This is a genomic window from Curtobacterium sp. MCPF17_051, assembly GCF_003234595.1.
In the GTDB taxonomy this organism is placed as follows: Bacteria; Actinomycetota; Actinomycetes; order Actinomycetales; family Microbacteriaceae; genus Curtobacterium; species Curtobacterium flaccumfaciens.
In genome coordinates, this window is record NZ_QKSE01000012.1 from 137,627 (window position 1) to 154,845 (window position 17,219).

Sequence of the window (17,219 nt, forward strand, 5' to 3'; positions counted from 1 at the left end):
TATCGGAGGGAGTTCGTCCTGTCTCGCTGGACGTCAACACCTCCGACCCTCGGGAGGTCGTAATCGGAGGCTGTACGGGAGCGTGCCTACTTGTCGCGGGGAATCGTGCCCCGCCCTCAGACCCCGGTGACGGGCAGTACGCCGTTAGGTCCGGCCAGTCGAGGTATTGGCCTCAACCAGTAATACGAATGTACCTGGTTCCGCATTACCTGGTCAATAGGGGAATGCATTCGGCGTGTCGTCAAGAATGTGGATATGTCCCGAAAGTAGACATTGAATCTTCCTATTCATCTGTCCGTGTCCGTGCCGTCGTCGTCCGTCCGGGTAACCGGCACCCCCTAAGGGGGCCGGACCCGGACGGACGGCTCGGACGGTGGTCGGACGATGGTCGGACGACCCGGACGAATGGCTCTACTTCCCAGTAGCTACGGGGATGGCAGCGCTCGCGTGGACCCGGACGACGGTCGGACGCCATCTCCTCGTCCGGGACGATCGTCCGGGCACCAACCCGGACGACTGGCACGGGTGGTGAGGGCAGTAGAGAGAAACCCTGGAGAACGACGGGGTTGGCAGCGAAAGCCATTGGTTATGTAGACGTAACTATCGGTGGCCTATACCCGGCTCGCGCGGAACGAACACCCCCGATCTCCCCCGTCCTGACGGCTCGCGTGTACGCCCCCTCGACTACAGCGCTCGGGGTTGTTGAGCGGGCGTATCTCAGACCTTCCAGGTGACCGTCGTCGTCTCGGACATGCGGGCCATCACGCGACGGAAGACGGCCGGGTCGTTGAGGTCGCCGCCCGTCCGGTTCCCCTGCCCGATCGTGTGGACCTCGACGCGCATCAGGAGGTCAACCACCCGACGGCGCTGGTCCAGCGGCAGGGACGCCCACACGGCCGCCACGTCCGCCGCCTCGACCAGGCCGCCCAGCACCTCGACGCGAGCCGACTCGGTGAGCCGGTCGTCCAGCCCGGCCAGGCGCTCGCGAAGATCACGGACCGCGGCCCGGGCCTGGTCGGCGCTGAGGGTGCCGTCCGCCACGAGGGAGGCCACGGTGTCGAGGCGGGCCTGGACCTCCCGGCGCTCGGCACGGAGCGCGTCGAGGTCGGGGCGGTCCTGGTCCACGAGGAGGTCGGCGGCGTCCGGCTCGGACAGGCGGGCGACGACGAGGGAGGACACGTAGGCGTCGAGGGGCGCGCCCCGGCGCATGAAGTGGCCCATGGACCGGCACCGGTAGGACTGGACGCCCTTGTCGCCGCCACCGGAGCGGATCGGCTCGAAGCACACGCCGCACACCGCGAGGCCGGACAGGAGCCACTTCCTCGCGGTGCCCTGGCCGTGGGGCTTCCGGGCACTGAGGAGGCCGCGGGCGGCGAGCCACCGGTCTCGCGAGACGATGCCCTCCCACGCGCCCTCCATGCAGAGGTCCGGGTCCACGTTCGCGGGCGTGTAGTGCCCGCCGTCCTCGCGGAGGGGCGGGATCAGTCCGGCGTTGAACGGGGAGAGGAGGAGGCGCTTCACGGTGGAGGGCTGCCACTGTGCGCCCGCTCGCGTGAGGCGGCCCTGGTCGTTCATTTGCCGGGCGATCGCGCCGAGGCTGGACCCCGCAATGAGGAGGTCGTACATGTCCCGGACGACGGCCGCCTCGTCCTCCACGATGTCGTACGCCGCGAGGCTGCCCCGTGCTCGCCGGTCGGCGGCACTGACCCACGAGTACCCGAACGGGACGCGGCCCGACGACGGGACGCCCTGGGATCGCCGCTGAGCGTTCGCCGCCTTCTGGCGGGCACCCTTCCGTTCCATCTCGGCTCGCGCGACGGTGGCCTTGATGCGGGCGAACATGCGCCCGTTGTCCGTCGCGAGGTCGGCCTCGCCGTTGGCCGTGATGATCCGGAGGTGCCGACGAGTCGCGGCGTCGATCCAGTCCTCCAGTTGGCGAGGCTGGCGGGTCAGGCGGTCGAGGTCGTAGCAAATCAGCACGTCGAAGCTTCCGGCCTCGAAGTCCTTCTCCATCTGGTCGTACGCGGGTCGGACGCCGTTGCGCTTCGATGCGCTCCGGTTGTTGTCGGAGTAGACCTGCGCGACCGGCCAGCCGTGCTCCTTCGCGATCGCCTGGCAGAGTTCGAGTTGCCGCTCTACGGCCGCCCCTTCGCCCGTCATGTCGAGGGACTGGCGGACGTAGATCACGGCTTCTGTGGACATGTCCGTAAGCCTAGGCACACTCCTGCCCTCCGTGCACTACCGCGGCCGCCGTGGCCTTCGCCGGTGTGCTCGTCGCCGTCATGCGCTCCGGCGAGGTCCAGACCATCCTCACCGACCTCGTCCGTGGTGCGCTCTCGCTGTGAGCGCGGCTCCGTGACCGTCGAGTTCGCGGTGGCGCTCCCCGTGGTGGCGCTCGTGCTGACCGCCCTCGTCGCGGCGGTGCTCGTCGTCGATGCGCAGGGCCGCCTGCAACTCGCCGCAGCCACGGCCGCCCGGGCGATCGGGCGCGACGACGAGAGCCAGGGCCGGTCCGCGGCTGACCGGATCGTCCCGGGGGTCTCGGTCGTCGTCCGGTCGGACGGCGACCTGGTCTGCGTCGACGCCACGCGCGGCGGGACCGGTCCCTTCGCGGCGCTCCCACTGACCGCGACGGGGTGCGCCGTGGCCCGAGGGGGCTGACGTGACGAGTCTCGACGGCCTACGCGGCTCGGCGACCGTGCTGCTCGTGGCGGTCCTCGGCGTGGGTGTCCTCGTCGGGTCGTCGGCGCTCGCCGCAGCCGGTCACCGCACGCAGGCCATCCGGGCCCAGGGTGCCGCCGACGCCGCCGCGGTGGGCACCGCGGCGTCCGCGACCGGTCTGGTGCCGGGGGAGCCCTGCGCCGTCGCCACCCGGATCGCCACCGCGAACGGGGCCACCCTCGACGCCTGCGAACTCGTCGCCACCACGGCCCGGGTCCGCGTGGTCGTGGGCACCGGTCCGTTCGTCGTCGGCGCACTCGCGGTGGCCGGTCCGGCAGGCGACCCGTCCGAACACTATGTGTATGGTGTGCCTGTCGGCCCGCGGTCACCGATGTCCCGGTCGACCCGGACACGCTCGTGGACAGGGCCGATCAGCACCATCGATCAAGGAGACACGTGCCAGGCACGAAGAAGCTCGTGATCGTCGAGAGCCCTGCGAAGGCGAAGACGATCGCGCAATACCTCGGTGACGGATACGAAGTCCAGGCCTCGGTCGGACACATCCGCGACCTCGTCGAGCCGAAGAACCTGCCGGCCGAGCTCAAGAAGGGCTCCCTCGGCAAGTTCTCGGTGGACGTCGACAACGGCTTCGAGCCGTACTACGTCGTGTCCGACGCCAAGAAGAAGACCGTCTCCGAGCTGAAGCGCGCCCTCAAGGACGCCGACGAGCTCTACCTCGCAACAGATGAAGATCGCGAGGGCGAAGCGATCGCGTGGCACCTGCTGCAGGTCCTGAAGCCGAAGGTGCCCGTCAAGCGGATGGTGTTCCACGAGATCACGAAGGAGGCGATCCAGCGCGCGCAGGAAGCCACCCGTGAGCTCGACACCGCCCTCGTCGACGCGCAGGAGACCCGCCGCATCCTCGATCGTCTCTACGGGTACGAGGTCTCCCCGGTCCTGTGGCGCAAGGTCGCGCCCGGTCTGTCCGCCGGCCGTGTGCAGTCCGCCGCCACCCGTCTCGTCGTCGACCGTGAGCGCGAGCGCCTGGCCTTCGTCTCCGCCAACTACTGGGACCTCTCCGCCCGGTTCGAGAAGGCCGGCGAGTCCTCTTTCTCCGCGCGACTCGCCCGGATCCACGGCACCCGCGTCGCCTCCGGTCGTGACTTCGACGACCGCGGCACCCTCAGCGGAGACGTCGTCCGGCTCGACCAGGCCGCTGCCGCGTCGCTGACGACGGTCCTCGAGCGCGCCGGTGACGCCACCGTCCGCAGCGTCGACTCGAAGCCGTACACGCGACGTCCGGCCGCCCCGTTCACCACGTCGACGCTCCAGCAGGAAGCCGCACGCAAGCTCCGTCTGTCCCCGCGACAGACCGCTCGTGCCGCGCAGACCCTGTACGAGAACGGCTACATCACCTACATCCGTACCGACTCGGTCTCGCTCTCGAAGCAGGCCATCGACGCCGCTCGCAAGCAGGCAGCGGACCTGTACGGTTCGGCCACCGTTCCGGACAAGCCCCGTCTCTACGCGAGCAAGAGCAAGAACGCGCAAGAGGCGCACGAGGCGATCCGTCCCGCCGGGGACTCCTTCCGCACCCCGCAAGACCTGCAGGGCACCCTGACCGGTGTGGAGTGGCGCCTCTACGACCTCATCTGGAAGCGCACCATCGCTTCCCAGATGGCGGACGCCAAGGGTTCGACCGCATCGATCGTGCTCGGCATCTCCTCCGCCGAGTCGGTCGAGGGCATCGCCTCGACCGCGAACGGCACGGACGCGGAGTTCACCGCCTCCGGCACCGTCATCACGTTCCGCGGCTTCCTCAGCGCCTACGAAGAAGGCCGTGACGAGGACCGCCACGAGTCCTCCGAGCGTGCCGGTCAGGACGTCGCCCTGCCGAACGTGGCCCAGGGCGAGCACCTCGCGGTCAGCGACGTCGAGGCGAAGGGGCACGACACCACCCCGCCGCCGCGCTTCACCGAGGCGAGCCTCATCAAGACGCTGGAAGAGCTGGGGATCGGGCGTCCGTCGACCTACCCCACCATCAGCCCGACGATCATCGACCGCGGCTACGTCTCGCTCCGCGGTACGCAGCTGGTGCCGAACTGGATCGCGTTCAGCGTGGTGCGGCTGCTCGAGGAGTACTTCGGCGAGCTCGTGGAGTACGACTTCACCGCCGAGATGGAAGAAGACCTCGACCGCATCGCCCGCGGCGACGCCGACCGGGTGGACTGGCTCAAGGGCTTCTACTTCGGTGGCGGCGACGACGACCAGCGCGGCCTGCGGACCGTCATCGACAACCTCGGTGAGATCGACGCCCGCGAGATCAACTCGGTCGAGCTCGCTCCGGGCCTCACACTCCGGATCGGTCGGTACGGCCCCTACATCGAGGTGCCGAGCGACGACCCCGAGAAGCCGCGGCGCGTCAACGTCCCCGAGGACCTCGCTCCCGACGAACTGACCGTCGAGAAGGCGAAGGAACTCGTCGACGCCCCGGTGATCGGCGATCGCGTCGTCGGGATCAACCCGGAGACGGGCAAGGAAGTCCTGGCGAAGGACGGCCGCTTCGGCCCCTACGTCACGGAGCGCACCCCCGAGCCCGAACCCACCGTGGACCCGAAGACCGGCGAGGTCGTCGAGGCGCCCGCAGTGGCGGAGGCCCCGGCGGCCGAGGCAGCTGCTGCGACCGCGACGAGCGAGACGGCGACGGCGAAGAAGGCCCCCGCAAAGAAGGCGCCTGCGAAGAAGACGACGAAGAAGGCCGCGGCGCCGAAGGAACGCACCGCCTCGCTCTTCAAGTCGATGGATCCGCAGACCGTCGACCTCGAGACGGCGCTGAAGCTCCTCGACCTTCCCCGCGTCGTGGGCCAGGACCCGGAGACGGGCAACGACATCACGGCGCAGAACGGCCGGTACGGGCCGTACCTGAAGAAGGGGACCGACACCCGGACCCTGCCCGGCGAGGACGCGATCTTCGACATCGACCTGCCCGGCGCACTCGAGCTGTTCGCGCAGCCGAAGTACGGCGGGAACCGCACCGCGAGCGCCGCGCTCAAGGAGTTCGACGCCGACCCGGTGTCCGGCAAGCCGATCAAGATGAAGGACGGCCGATTCGGCCCGTACGTCACCGACGGCGAGACGAACGCGACCATCCCCAAGGGCGAGGACGTCGAGGCCGTCGACCACGCCCGCGCGGTCCAGCTCATCGCCGACAAGCGTGCCAAGGGGCCGGTCAAGAAGAAGACCCCGGCTCGTCGGACGGCGGCCAAGAAGAAGTGACCGGTCGCTTCATCACGCTCGAGGGCGGCGACGGCGCGGGAAAGACGACCCAGGCGGAGCTGCTCTCGGCGTGGCTCGGTGCGCACGGTCGAACCGTGGTGCGCACCCGCGAACCCGGCGGCACCGACCTCGGCGTCCAGATCCGGCAGATGGTCCTGCACGAGCGGGGCCACGTCGCACCCCGGGCCGAGGCGCTGCTGTACGCGGCCGACCGTGCCCAGCACGTCGAGACGATCGTCCGTCCGGCGATCGCGCGTGGCGAGGTCGTCCTGCAGGACCGCTACATCGACTCGTCCGTCGCCTACCAGGGCGTCGCGCGGGGGCTCGGCGCCGAGCAGGTCCGCTCCGTCTCGGAGTGGGCAGCGGACGGCCTGGCACCGGACCTCACGATCCTGCTCGACCTCGACGTCACCGTCGGACGCGCCCGGGTGGCCGCGGCGCGGGGGGACACCTTCGACCGCCTCGAGTCCGAGGCCGCGGCGTTCCACGAGTCCGTCCGTCAGGCCTTCCTCGCGATGGCGGAGGCCGAGCCGGCACGTTTCCTGGTGGTCGACGCCTCGGACCCGACCGACGCCGTACAGGACGCGATCCGTCGAGCGGTCGCCCCGCTCGTCGGGATCGACCCGGCATGACGGTGGTCACTGACAGGATGGTCCCGTGAGCGTGTGGGACGGCCTGACCGGGCAGGACGAAGCGGTCGCGTCGCTGCGCAACGCAGCCGAGTCGACCGGCGGCACCGGCGGCATGACGCATTCGTGGCTCATCACCGGCCCGCCCGGGTCGGGACGGTCGAACGTGGCGACCGCCTTCGCCGCGGCGCTCGTGGGCGACGGCCCCGACGACGACCACACACTGCGGCAGATCACCGCGAAGACCCACCCAGACGTCTCGGTGCTCACGACCCAGCGCGTGATCATCACGATCGACGAGATCCGGCAGCTCGTCACCTCGTCGTACTACTCGCCGTCGGTCGGGCGCTACCGCGTCGTCATCATCGAGGATGCCGACCGCATGACCGAGCGCACCTCGAACCTGCTGCTCAAGGCGCTCGAGGAACCCCCGGAGCGTACGGTCTGGATCCTCTGCGCCCCGAGTGAAGCCGACCTGTTGCCGACGATCCGGTCGCGCGTCCGCTCGGTCCGTCTGCGGGTGCCCGGCATCGAGTCCGTCGCCGACCTGCTCGTCGCCCGGACCGGTGTCGACCGCGCCCTCGCCATGGATGCTGCCCGTCAGGCGCAGAGCCACATCGGCATGGCACAGCGCCTGGCCACGAGCGAGCCGGCACGTGACCGTCGTCGCCGGACCCTGACGACCGTGCTCGGTGTGCGGAGCGTGGGTGACGCCGTCATGGCGGCCGCCGAGCTCCTCGCCGTCGCCGACGAGGACGCCAAGTCCATCACCGAGCAGCGGGACTCCGAAGAGCGCGACGCAGCCCTGCGCTCGCTCGGGGTCGAACCCGGCGGGACGATCCCGCCGGCGCTCCGGTCGCAGCTCCGCGCCCTCGAGGACGACCAGAAACGCCGTGCGACCCGCAGCCTGCGCGACGGCCTCGACCGGATCCTGGTGGACGTCTCCTCGCTGTACCGCGACCTGCTCCTGCTGGGGCTCGGAGCCCCGGCGGAACCGGTCAACCTGGCGATGCAGGACCAGCTCGAGCACGCGCTGCCAACGATCCCACCCGCTGCCGCGCTCGAGGTCCTCGACGCCGTGGCCCTGGCCCGCCAGCGCATCGCGGCCAACGTGGCGGCACTCCTGGCGCTCGAAGCACTGCTCGTCACCATCGCCCGCGCCCGCCGCTGAGTCACGGCGTGCGACAATCACGGCATGCCCGACGCTGAACCCGGCCTGCGCGAACGGAAGCGCCGCGCCACCCGGCGCGCCATCCAGCAGGCTGCGCTCCGGATCGCCATCGAGGACGGCCTCGGCGCGGTCACGGTGGACGAGATCTCCCGGCGGGCCGACATCTCGCCCCGGACGTTCTTCAACTACTTCCCGAGCAAGGAGCAGGCGATCCTCGGAGACGACCCGCAGCTGCCCGACGACGCGGCGTTGCAGGCGTTCGTCGACGGTGGTCCGAGCGGCGACCTGCTCGCCGACATCGGCGCGCTGCTCGTGCACTCGACACGCGAACTGATCGAGGAGCGCGGGCTCATCGAGGAGCGGCAGCAGGTCCTCCGCGCGAACCCGGAGCTGTTCAGCCGTCGGATGGCGTCCATGAAGGAGTTCCAGGCGGAGCTGCAGGCGGCCATCGCGCGGCGGCTCGACGACGCCGACCCGCAGCTCGCCGCGGACCCCGAGGCGCTCCGTCGTCGCGCGGGGCTCGCGGCCATCGTCGCCCTCGCCGCTCTGCGCCACGCCTGGTGGGAGTGGTCGGGTTCCGAAGCCGGAACGCACCTGGTCGACGAGCTCGAACGGTCCTTCTCCGAGCTCGGCGTGCTGGTTTCGCGTTCACTCGTCTGAACCTGTATAGTCATTGCTCGTGCCACTCCGGACATGGAGTGTGCGCCGCCTTAGCTCAGTCGGTAGAGCGATTCACTCGTAATGAATAGGTCGTCGGTTCGATTCCGACAGGCGGCTCCGTGAACACCCCGGTCAGGTCCACTCGAAGTGGCTCTGACCGGGGTTTTCGTATTCCGGACGAATCCGTGTCCCTCGCCCGAGGGGCAGACGTCCGGCGTGATCGCGGGCTAGCCTTGTCCGCGATACGGGGGACACGATGACCGACCACCAGCCCAGCGCTCCACCGGCGATGACGCCGTGCTGAAGCGTGTCTTGGTCATCGTCGTGGTCGCCGCCACTGCCGGAGCCCTCGCGGTGACCGCGGCAGCAGTGCCCGAGTCCGGCGCGACGTCGGCGTCGACCTCGTCGCCGAGCACCGGTTCGTCCGCGACCCCGACGGCGTCCGCGACCGGCCCCGCGTACCTGGCGGACCGCGAGCCGACCTTCTCCGAGGACTTCGACACCCCCGCCGCAGCCGGCGGCCCCTTCGCCGAGACGTACCGGAACTCGTGGCAGCCGTACCCCGACGGCACCGGCGGCAAGTACTACTCGAACGGGCTCGTCAGCGCCCACGACGGCTACCTGGACGTCGCGATGGACGGTGAGCACGGTGCTGCCGGAACGTTCGGCACGCCCACCGGCGCGTGGTCACACGTCGGCGGCACCTTCAGCATCCGTGCGCGGGCGACCGGCGGAGACGGCAACGGGATCGCGGTCATGCTCTGGCCGACGTCGAACGTCTGGGCCGACGGCGAGGTGAGCTACCCGGAGGGACAGTTCGACGGGTCGCCCCGCGTCTTCCACCACTCGATGCTGCCGGGGCTGGAGCGCCGCTTCGAGCACTACAACACCCGGGTGTCCTGGAACGACTGGCACACGTACACGACCGAGTGGGTGCCGGGGAAGAGCGTCCGGTACTACCTCGACGGCAAGCTCGTGTTCACGGTGCCGCGCAACGTGCCCACCACTCCGCATCGGTACATGTTCCAGATCGGCAACTGGGGCGACCCGGGGCACGTCCAGATCGACTGGGTCCGCACCTACGACAGGTGAGAGACCAATCCCCCCGGACGGGGGCTCCGAATCAGTCCGGTCGTACGACCCGACACCCGTGTGCTCGCGTCGATGACCCGAACCTCGACGCGGGTGCGCGGACGGGGACGATCCCCGTTCTGGGGCTGCCCGACGGCGTCGGCGCGGTCCACGATGAGAGGGAACCCGTTCCGTCGTCACCGAGAGGTCGTCATGCTGCTGTCCCTGGTCTACATGAGCGCAGCGAAAGAGGTGTTCGACCAGGAGCGGCTCGACGCACTGCTCGAGCACGCACGGCTCCGCAACGCGGCGTCCGGCCTGTCCGGTCTGCTCGTCTACAAGGACGGCCGGTTCATGCAGCTGCTCGAGGGTCCGGAAGGAGCCGTGCTCCAGACGTACCAGCGCATCATCGACGACCCGCGGCACACCGAGGTCGGCCTGCTGGTCGAGGAGCGCATCCACACCCCGCGCTTCGGGGAGTGGAAGATGGCGTTCCACCGCGAGCCGGACGCCGAGCTGCCCGACGGGTTCGACTCGTTCCTCGCCGAGGGCGACGCGAGCGCCGACACGAGCCGTGCCCGTGAGCTCCTGCGCTGGTTCCGGAACCACCCGATGGCCGCCCCGGACGCTGCGCTCGGCAAGCACCGCCGCTGACAGCACCGCCGCAGCCCACGTCGCGCTGGTAGACAGGATCCATGACGGTTCGCTGGGGAGTCATCGGCACAGGCGGCATCGCACGGTCCTTCGTGGGTGACTGCACCGCGGCTGGCATCGTGTTCACCGCCGTGGGCAGCCGCACCCGCGGACACGCCGAGGCCTTCGCCGCGGAGTTCGGCATCGAGCGGTCCCACGGTTCCTACGAGGACCTGGTGGCGGACGAGGGCATCGACGCGGTCTACGTCGCGACCCCGCACGTCCGGCACGCCGAGGACGCCCTGCTCGCGATCCGGGCGGGTAAGCACGTCCTGGTCGAGAAGGCCTTCACGATGACCGCGGAGGAGGCCCGTACGGTCGTCGACGCCGCTCGACGATCGGGTGTCGCGGTGATGGAGGCGATGTGGACCCGCTTCCTGCCGCAGATGGCGATGATCCGCGAGATCGTCGCCGAGGGCAGGATCGGTCGCCCGATGGTCGTCGAGGCGACGCACCACCAGGCCCTCCCGACGGACCCTGGTCACCGGCTGCGCGACCCGGCACTCGGTGGGGGAGCGATGCTCGACCTCGGGATCTACCCGGTGTCCTTCGCGGTGGACGTGCTCGGCGTGCCGACCGCGCTCGTCGCAGCGGGCACGCTGAGCGAGCAGGGCGTCGACGAGCAGATGGGCCTGGTCATGACGCACACGGGCGGCGCGCAGTCGATGATCCACTTCGGGATGGACCTGCGGAGTCCGAACACGGCGTCGATCATCGGCGAGACCGGCCGCATCGACCTCGACTCCACCTGGTACACGCCGACCACCTGGCGGATCCGCGACCGCGACGGTGCCGTGGTCGAGGAGTTCGACGGTCGCGAGGAACTCGCCGGCTACGAGCACGAGGCCCGTGCCTTCGAGGCGATGATCACGTCGGGCCGCCACGACGACGGCCCGATGGACCCGGACGAGACCGTCGCGATCATGGCGGTGCTGGACGAGGCGCGTCGCCAGGTCGGGGTCCGGTACCCCGCCGACGGTCCCGTCGCGGCTCCCTGATCCGGCGCCCGTCCTCGACGGATCCCGCCCCCGGCCTGGAGGCTCCTGCCGCAGTTCCGTAGGATCGGACGCGATGTCCGAGCAGCAGCCCACCCCGCGTTCCGTCCCGGAGCGGTTCCGCGCCGCCGTCACCGCGGTGCGCGCATCCGCCGCACGACGCCCGGTCCCCTGGATCGCAGGTGGTCTCGCGGCGCTGCTCGTGGTCGGCTCCGGTGGGGCCGTCGCCGTCGCAGCAGCCACGACCCCGGACTCCCGGACGGCCGCCGCGCCGAGCTCGACCCGGACCGCGTCCTCGGCTCCGGACCGGACGACCACCACGAAGCGCCCGACGGCGAAGCCGTCCCCGACGCCGACCGCCGACGCCCGCGTCGTGCCGGACGACCTCGCCGGCCCGTCCGCCCTCCGGACCTGCTCGATCGCGACGGCTGCGTCGGCGAGCGGCCTCGGCGACTTCGAGGGGTACGTGATGGACGCCGAGACGGGCAAGGTCCTGTTCTCGAAGCACGGCGAACGGGCCGCCCAGACGGGCAGCGTCATGAAGACCCTGACCTCGGCGACCGCGCTCTCCGTGCTCGGGGGCGACCACCGCATCTCGACGACCGTCACACGGGAGTCCGCGAACACCGTCGCCCTGGTCGGGCACGGCGACGCGACGCTGTCCGCCGGCGGCGGGACCGTGTACCCGGGCGCCCCGACCCTCGCCCAGCTCGCGCAGCAGGTGAAGGCGAAGGTGGGTGGCACCCCGGTCACCACGATCGTCACCGATGACTCCTACTGGAGCGATGCCGACGCCTGGGACCCCACGTGGCCGGTCTCCGAGCGCACCATCGGGTACCAGCCGGAGGTCACCGCGCTGATGGTCGACGGCGACCGAGCGAACCCCGCAGCGGCGACGTCACCGCGGTCGGAGGACCCGGTCGGACGCGCGGGCGTCGCCTTCCGCACGGCGCTGGCGAACGCGGGCGTCGCGGGCGCCGGTTCCGCGCAGATCGTCAAGCGGGCGACGACGGGCACCGAGACGATCGCCACGGTGTCCTCGCAGCCGGTGTCGACGCTCATCGGGCAGATGATCCCGAACTCGGACAACACCCTGGCCGAGATGCTCGCCCGGGTGTCCTCGAAGGAGTCCGGGTCGAACGGCTCGGCGGCGTCCCTGTCGTCCGTGTACCAGTCGGCGCTGCGCTCGTACGGCCTCGACCCGGCCGGCATCGTGATCAAGGACGGCTCGGGCGAGAGCGCCTCGAACGCCGTGTCGCCGGAGTTCGTCGCCCACCTGATGGTGCAGGTCGCCTCCGGCGCGAAGGGCCTCGGGACGCTCGCGAACGCCCTGCCGGTGTCCGGGCAGTCCGGCACGCTCGCGAGCCGGTTCACCGGCGCGAACGCGGTCGCCCGTGGCAAGGTGCACGCGAAGACGGGCTGGATCGACAGCGCGAACACCCTCGGCGGCTACATCGACGCCGCCGACGGGTCTCGGTTGACCTTCGCCTTCTACGCCATCGGTTCGCCGCGTGCGGCGGCACTGCCGGCACTCGACGCGGTGACCGCCGCGACCTACTCGTGCGGGAGCAAGCTCACCGGCTCCTGAGCCGACGGGTGTTGGATGGACCCATGGCAAGAGCACTCCTCGTCGTGGACGTCCAGAACGACTTCACCGAGGGCGGTGCGCTCGCGGTCACCGGGGGAGCGGCGCTCGCGAAGCGCATCACCGCGTTCCTCGGTCGGCACGGGGACGAGTACGACCTCATCGTGGCGTCCCGCGACTGGCACCACGGGGACGACGACAACGGCGGACACTTCGCCGGACCCGAAGGACCCGACTTCGTCGACACGTGGCCGGTGCACTGCGTCGCCGGGACGCCCGGCGCCGACTACCACCCTGATCTCGACACCGCACTGATCGACGTCGACGTCCTCAAGGGCCAGGGTACGCCGGACTACTCGGCGTTCCAGGCCGTGACCGAAGCGGGCGTCCCGCTGGCCGACCTGCTCGCCGAGCGCCGCGTGCACACGATCGACGTCGTCGGCATCGCGACCGACCACTGCGTCCGAGACTCGGCACTCGACGCCCGTGCCGCTGGACTCGACGTCGCCGTGTACGAGGACCTGGTGGCCGGCGTCGACGCCGAGCGCAGCGCCCGGGCGCTCGACGAGATCCGGGCGGCCGGCGGACACGTCGACCGCAGCGACATGGACGAGGGCCTCGCGAACCCAGGAGGAGCACGACTGTGACCGACACCACCACGAACGAGACCACCACCGTCGCCGACGAGCACGTCCGCGTCGAGGGCGTCCCCACCGGACTCTTCATCGGGGGCACCTGGCGTGCCTCGTCGAGCGGGTCCACGTTCGCCGTGCACGACCCGTCGACCGGTGCCGTCCTGGCCGAGGTCGCCGACGCCACACCCGAGGACGGCATCGCCGCCCTCGACGCCGCGGCCGCCGCACAGGAGTCCTGGGCAGCCACGGCCCCGCGCACACGGTCGGACATCCTGCGCCGGGCGTTCGACCTGGTGCACGAGCACGCCGACGACCTCGCGGCCCTGATGTCGCTCGAGATGGGCAAACCCCTGGCCGAGGCCCGCGGCGAAGTCGTCTACGGCGGCGAGTTCCTGCGCTGGTTCTCGGAAGAAGCGGTCCGCATCACCGGTGACTACCGCACGAACCCCGAGGGCACCGGGCGCGCGATCGTGCTGAAGCGTCCGGTCGGCCCCGTCTACGCGATCACGCCGTGGAACTTCCCGCTCGCGATGGCGACCCGGAAGATCGGCCCGGCCCTGGCTGCCGGCTGCACGGTGGTCGCGAAGCCGGCCGACCTCACCCCGCTGACGACCCTGTTCCTGGTCGAGCTGTTCCGCCGTGCCGGGCTGCCGGACGGTGTGCTCAACGTGATCCCGTCGAGTGACGCCAAGGGGCTGTCCGAGCCGATCATCGCCGACCCGCGCCTGCGCAAGCTGACGTTCACCGGTTCGACCCCGGTCGGTTCGGCGCTCCTCAAGCAGGCGGCGGACAACGTGCTCAAGACGAGCATGGAGCTCGGCGGCAACGCCCCGTTGCTCGTGTTCGACGACGCCGACCTCGACGAGGCGGTGGACGCGGCGATGCTCGCGAAGTTCCGCAACACGGGCGAGGCGTGCACCGCGGCGAACCGGTTCTTCGTGCAGGACGGCATCGCCGACGCGTTCGTCGCGGCCCTCACCGCGAAGGTGGACGCCCTGCGCGTCGGCCGGGGAACCGAGGACGGCACGACGCTCGGACCGCTCATCGACGACCGCGCCGTGGACAAGGCCGCCTCGCTCGTCGACGACGCCCTCGGTCGCGGTGCCCGGCTCGTCACCGGTGGCCACCGGATCGACCGCCCGGGCACGTTCTACGAGGCGACGGTGATCGACGACGTGCAGCCCGGCTCGGAGATCATGACGACGGAGATCTTCGGACCGGTCGCCTCGGTCACGCGCTTCAGTACCGAGGACGAGGGGATCCGGCTCGCGAACGACACCGAGTACGGACTCATCGCCTACGCCTTCACGACCGACTTCCGGCGCGGCCAGCGCCTGGCCGAGCGTCTGGAGACGGGCATGCTCGGGCTGAACACGGGAGTCGTGTCCAATGCGGCGTTCCCGTTCGGCGGCGTGAAGTCCTCGGGCCTGGGCCGCGAGGGATCGCACGAGGGCATCGAGGAGTACCTCGAGACCGTCTACGTCCTGACGCCGGACCCGTTCGCCGCCTGAGCCCGAGTCGGCGGTACGGCCGCGGTGCACGCGGCCGTACCCGTACTCACACGAGCAGCTGGTGCTTCGCCAGGTCGCGGTAGAGCGGCGTCGACTCCACGAGCTCGGAGTGCGTGCCGCTGCCGACGACGCGGCCGTGCTCGAGCACGACGATCACGTCGGAGTCGACCACCGTGGACAACCGGTGGGCGATGACGAGCAGGGTGCGGTCCTCGGCGACGGCGTCGATCGCGAGCCGCATCTTCTGCTCGTTGACCCCGTCGAGTGACGACGTCGACTCGTCGAGCAGCAGGATCGGGGGAGCGGCGAGCAGCGCGCGGGCGATGGCCAGGCGCTGCCGTTCCCCACCTGAGAGCATGACGCCGTCCTCACCGACCTGCGCGTCGAGACCGCGGGGATCGCGGTGCAGGACCTCGCCGAGGTTGACCGCTTCGAGCACCCGGACGCAGTCGTCCTCGGTGGCGTTCGGCGACCCGAGCAGCAGGTTGGCGCGGATCGTGCCGGCGAGCACGGGCGCGTCCTGCTCGACGTAGCCGATCTGGGCACGGAGCTCGTCGCGGTCCATGCCGCGCACGTCGATGCCACCCAGGCGGATGACGCCGTCGGAGGGGTCGTAGAACCGCTCTATCAGCGCCAGGGTCGTCGACTTGCCGGCGCCGGACGGGCCCACGAGTGCGACGCGCGAGCCGCGGGGCACCCGGAACGACACGTCGTGGAGCACCACGTCGTCGGCCGGGCGCTCGTCGTCGACGTGATCCGGGCCTCCTGGGCGGTCCGCGGGGTCGGACGCGACCGCGCCGTCGGCACCCGATGCGTCCGCCTGGGCGCGGTACCGGAACGACACGTGCTCGAACGCGATGGCGTCGTCGGTGGCGACGGCTGCGGCCGGCCGGGCCGACTCGTCGTCCTGGGACTCGGTCGGCAGGTGCAGGATCTCCTCGATCCGGCCGAGCGCGCCGAGCGCCTGGGCGACGGCGACGGCCGCGCCCATGGCCTGGCCGAGCGGCATGATCATCATGAAGAGCAGCAGGATGAACGTGATGAGCGTCGCGATGGTGATGGTGCCGGCTGCGACCTGTGCCCCGCCGACGCCCAGGACGGCGATGAACGCGACCTGCATGACGATGCTGGCGACGGGGACGACGAAGGCGGACATCTTCGCGATGTCGAGGCCCCGCTTGTAGGCCTCGGTCGCGTGGCCGTCGACCTCGCGCACCTCGCGCTCGGTGGCGCCGGCCGCTCGGATGGTCCGGACCGCGCCGATCCCGCGTTCGACGGCGGCAGTGAGGTCGCCGACCTTCTCCTGCGCACGCTTCGAGGCGACCCGGATGCGACGGCTTAGTCCGCCGACGACGACGATGGCGATCAGGACGATGACGATCACGATGCCGAGCAGCAGTGGATCGATGATCGCCATCGCGACGATGGCGCCGATGAACGTGAGCGCGCCGCCGATCGACTCGATCAGTCCCTGGGTCAGGACGGCCCGGAGGAGCGTGGTGTCGCTGCCGACGCGGGACACCAGGTCACCGGTTCGGCGGGTGTCGAACTCCGAGATCGGCAGGTTGAGGATGCGGGCGATGAGCTTGCGGCGGGTGGAGAGCACGACGCCCTCGCCCGCGCGCTGCAGCAGGAAGTGCTGCACGCCGTTCAGCACTCCCGCGACGATGACGAGCCCGACCAGCAGCCACACGAGCGTGCTGAGGGTGTTGCCCTGCTGCACCGCGGTGATGACCTGGTTGACCAGGAGTGGCTGCGCGAGCGATGCCCCCGCACCGAGGACGCTCAGCACGATGATCACGACCATCGCTGGATTGTTCTCGAACAGGTAGGACAGCAGGCGGCCGAACGTGGCGCGGGGGCCGTCGGAGGTCTTCGGGCGTGCGAAGGGGAAGCTCATCGTGTTCCTAGTTTCTGCCGTACTTCTTGTGCACTGCCTGTCGGCTGACACCGAGCAGCGTCGCGATCTCCTGCCACGAGGCGCCGGCGGTGCGGGCACGTCGCGCGGCGAGCTCTTCGGTCCGGTCGAGCTCACGGCGCAGTTCCCGCACGTTGGCGAGGGCGGAGAACGGGTCGTCCCCCGATGCTCCGGCCGCGAGGCTCGTGATGGTCGGTCGGTCCATGCCTGTCAACCTACATTGACGCACCGGCCTTCGTCAACCTGCGTTGACGGCGTCTCGCCGCGCTGCATCGGGTGCGCAGACGCCGGCGTCTTCGTTCGACGCCGCCACGCGCGCGAGACGCCGCCGAATTCGGCGGCGTCTCGGCGGGCAGGCGGCGTCCCGCTGACACGACGGCGTGTTGCGGGGGGGGGGGGGGCGCACATGACGGA

At 70.6% G+C, this 17,219-nt stretch carries 16 protein-coding genes and 1 tRNA gene; 14 read left to right on the forward strand and 3 right to left on the reverse strand.

Going from position 1 to position 17,219, the window contains the following annotated elements:
• Positions 1 to 717: 717 nt before the first annotated feature.
• Positions 718 to 2,202: a recombinase family protein gene (locus DEJ35_RS11275; protein ID WP_111192739.1), complete on the reverse strand. Its 1,485-nt coding sequence runs from the start codon at positions 2,200 to 2,202 to the stop codon at positions 718 to 720.
• A gap of 50 nt (positions 2,203 to 2,252) precedes the next feature.
• On the opposite strand from DEJ35_RS11275, the gene DEJ35_RS17040 reads away from it, so the two are divergent.
• From DEJ35_RS17040 to DEJ35_RS11340, 14 genes are all read left to right on the forward strand, one after another.
• Positions 2,253 to 2,345, forward strand: coding sequence for a DUF4244 domain-containing protein (locus DEJ35_RS17040; protein WP_146244782.1), 93 nt, complete (start codon positions 2,253 to 2,255; stop codon positions 2,343 to 2,345).
• 10 nt (positions 2,346 to 2,355) lie between these two features.
• On the forward strand, positions 2,356 to 2,661 hold the full coding sequence (locus DEJ35_RS17320) for a TadE family type IV pilus minor pilin (RefSeq protein WP_181420110.1): 306 nt from the start codon (positions 2,356 to 2,358) through the stop codon (positions 2,659 to 2,661).
• 1 nt (position 2,662) lies between these two features.
• The gene (locus DEJ35_RS11285; protein ID WP_111192740.1) at positions 2,663 to 3,142 is read left to right on the forward strand and encodes a hypothetical protein; all 480 of its coding nucleotides are present in this window, start codon (positions 2,663 to 2,665) and stop codon (positions 3,140 to 3,142) included.
• Positions 3,118 to 5,937 carry a type I DNA topoisomerase gene (topA, locus tag DEJ35_RS11290; protein ID WP_110861420.1) on the forward strand — a complete coding sequence of 940 codons (2,820 nt, stop codon included), beginning with the start codon at positions 3,118 to 3,120 and terminating at the stop codon, positions 5,935 to 5,937. The genes DEJ35_RS11285 and topA overlap by 25 nt, the downstream gene beginning before the upstream one ends.
• A complete protein-coding gene (gene tmk, locus DEJ35_RS11295; protein WP_110861418.1) occupies positions 5,934 to 6,569 on the forward strand; it encodes a dTMP kinase in 636 nt (211 codons plus the stop codon). Before topA ends, tmk begins: the two co-directional genes overlap by 4 nt.
• A gap of 25 nt (positions 6,570 to 6,594) precedes the next feature.
• A complete protein-coding gene (locus DEJ35_RS11300) occupies positions 6,595 to 7,737 on the forward strand; it encodes a DNA polymerase III subunit delta' (protein ID WP_111192741.1) in 1,143 nt (380 codons plus the stop codon).
• Between the two features lie 24 nt (positions 7,738 to 7,761).
• Positions 7,762 to 8,397 carry a TetR/AcrR family transcriptional regulator gene (locus DEJ35_RS11305; RefSeq protein WP_111123296.1) on the forward strand — a complete coding sequence of 212 codons (636 nt, stop codon included), beginning with the start codon at positions 7,762 to 7,764 and terminating at the stop codon, positions 8,395 to 8,397.
• A gap of 44 nt (positions 8,398 to 8,441) precedes the next feature.
• Positions 8,442 to 8,514 (forward strand) — tRNA-Thr (locus tag DEJ35_RS11310).
• 180 nt (positions 8,515 to 8,694) lie between these two features.
• Positions 8,695 to 9,489 carry a glycoside hydrolase family 16 protein gene (locus tag DEJ35_RS11315; RefSeq protein ID WP_110861412.1) on the forward strand — a complete coding sequence of 265 codons (795 nt, stop codon included), beginning with the start codon at positions 8,695 to 8,697 and terminating at the stop codon, positions 9,487 to 9,489.
• Positions 9,490 to 9,681: 192 nt separating this feature from the next.
• Positions 9,682 to 10,122: a BLUF domain-containing protein gene (locus DEJ35_RS11320; RefSeq protein ID WP_181420108.1), complete on the forward strand. Its 441-nt coding sequence runs from the start codon at positions 9,682 to 9,684 to the stop codon at positions 10,120 to 10,122.
• Between the two features lie 41 nt (positions 10,123 to 10,163).
• Positions 10,164 to 11,159 carry a Gfo/Idh/MocA family protein gene (locus DEJ35_RS11325; RefSeq protein ID WP_111123345.1) on the forward strand — a complete coding sequence of 332 codons (996 nt, stop codon included), beginning with the start codon at positions 10,164 to 10,166 and terminating at the stop codon, positions 11,157 to 11,159.
• Between the two features lie 73 nt (positions 11,160 to 11,232).
• Positions 11,233 to 12,744, forward strand: a complete 1,512-nt coding sequence (gene dacB / locus DEJ35_RS11330; RefSeq protein WP_111123346.1) for a D-alanyl-D-alanine carboxypeptidase/D-alanyl-D-alanine-endopeptidase — start codon at positions 11,233 to 11,235, stop codon at positions 12,742 to 12,744.
• A gap of 23 nt (positions 12,745 to 12,767) precedes the next feature.
• Entirely contained in the window at positions 12,768 to 13,388 is a 621-nt protein-coding gene (locus DEJ35_RS11335; RefSeq protein ID WP_181435572.1) for an isochorismatase family protein, read from the forward strand.
• A complete protein-coding gene (locus DEJ35_RS11340) occupies positions 13,385 to 14,887 on the forward strand; it encodes an NAD-dependent succinate-semialdehyde dehydrogenase (protein ID WP_110861401.1) in 1,503 nt (500 codons plus the stop codon). Before DEJ35_RS11335 ends, DEJ35_RS11340 begins: the two co-directional genes overlap by 4 nt.
• A 46-nt stretch (positions 14,888 to 14,933) precedes the next feature.
• On the opposite strand, the gene DEJ35_RS11345 is transcribed toward DEJ35_RS11340, so the two are convergent.
• Together DEJ35_RS11345 and DEJ35_RS11350 are read right to left on the reverse strand one after the other, a co-directional pair.
• Complete coding sequence (locus DEJ35_RS11345) at positions 14,934 to 16,787, reverse strand: ABC transporter ATP-binding protein (RefSeq protein ID WP_111123349.1); 1,854 nt, start codon at positions 16,785 to 16,787, stop codon at positions 14,934 to 14,936.
• 7 nt (positions 16,788 to 16,794) lie between these two features.
• Positions 16,795 to 17,010 carry a hypothetical protein gene (locus DEJ35_RS11350; RefSeq protein ID WP_027466417.1) on the reverse strand — a complete coding sequence of 72 codons (216 nt, stop codon included), beginning with the start codon at positions 17,008 to 17,010 and terminating at the stop codon, positions 16,795 to 16,797.
• Positions 17,011 to 17,219 lie beyond the last annotated feature (209 nt).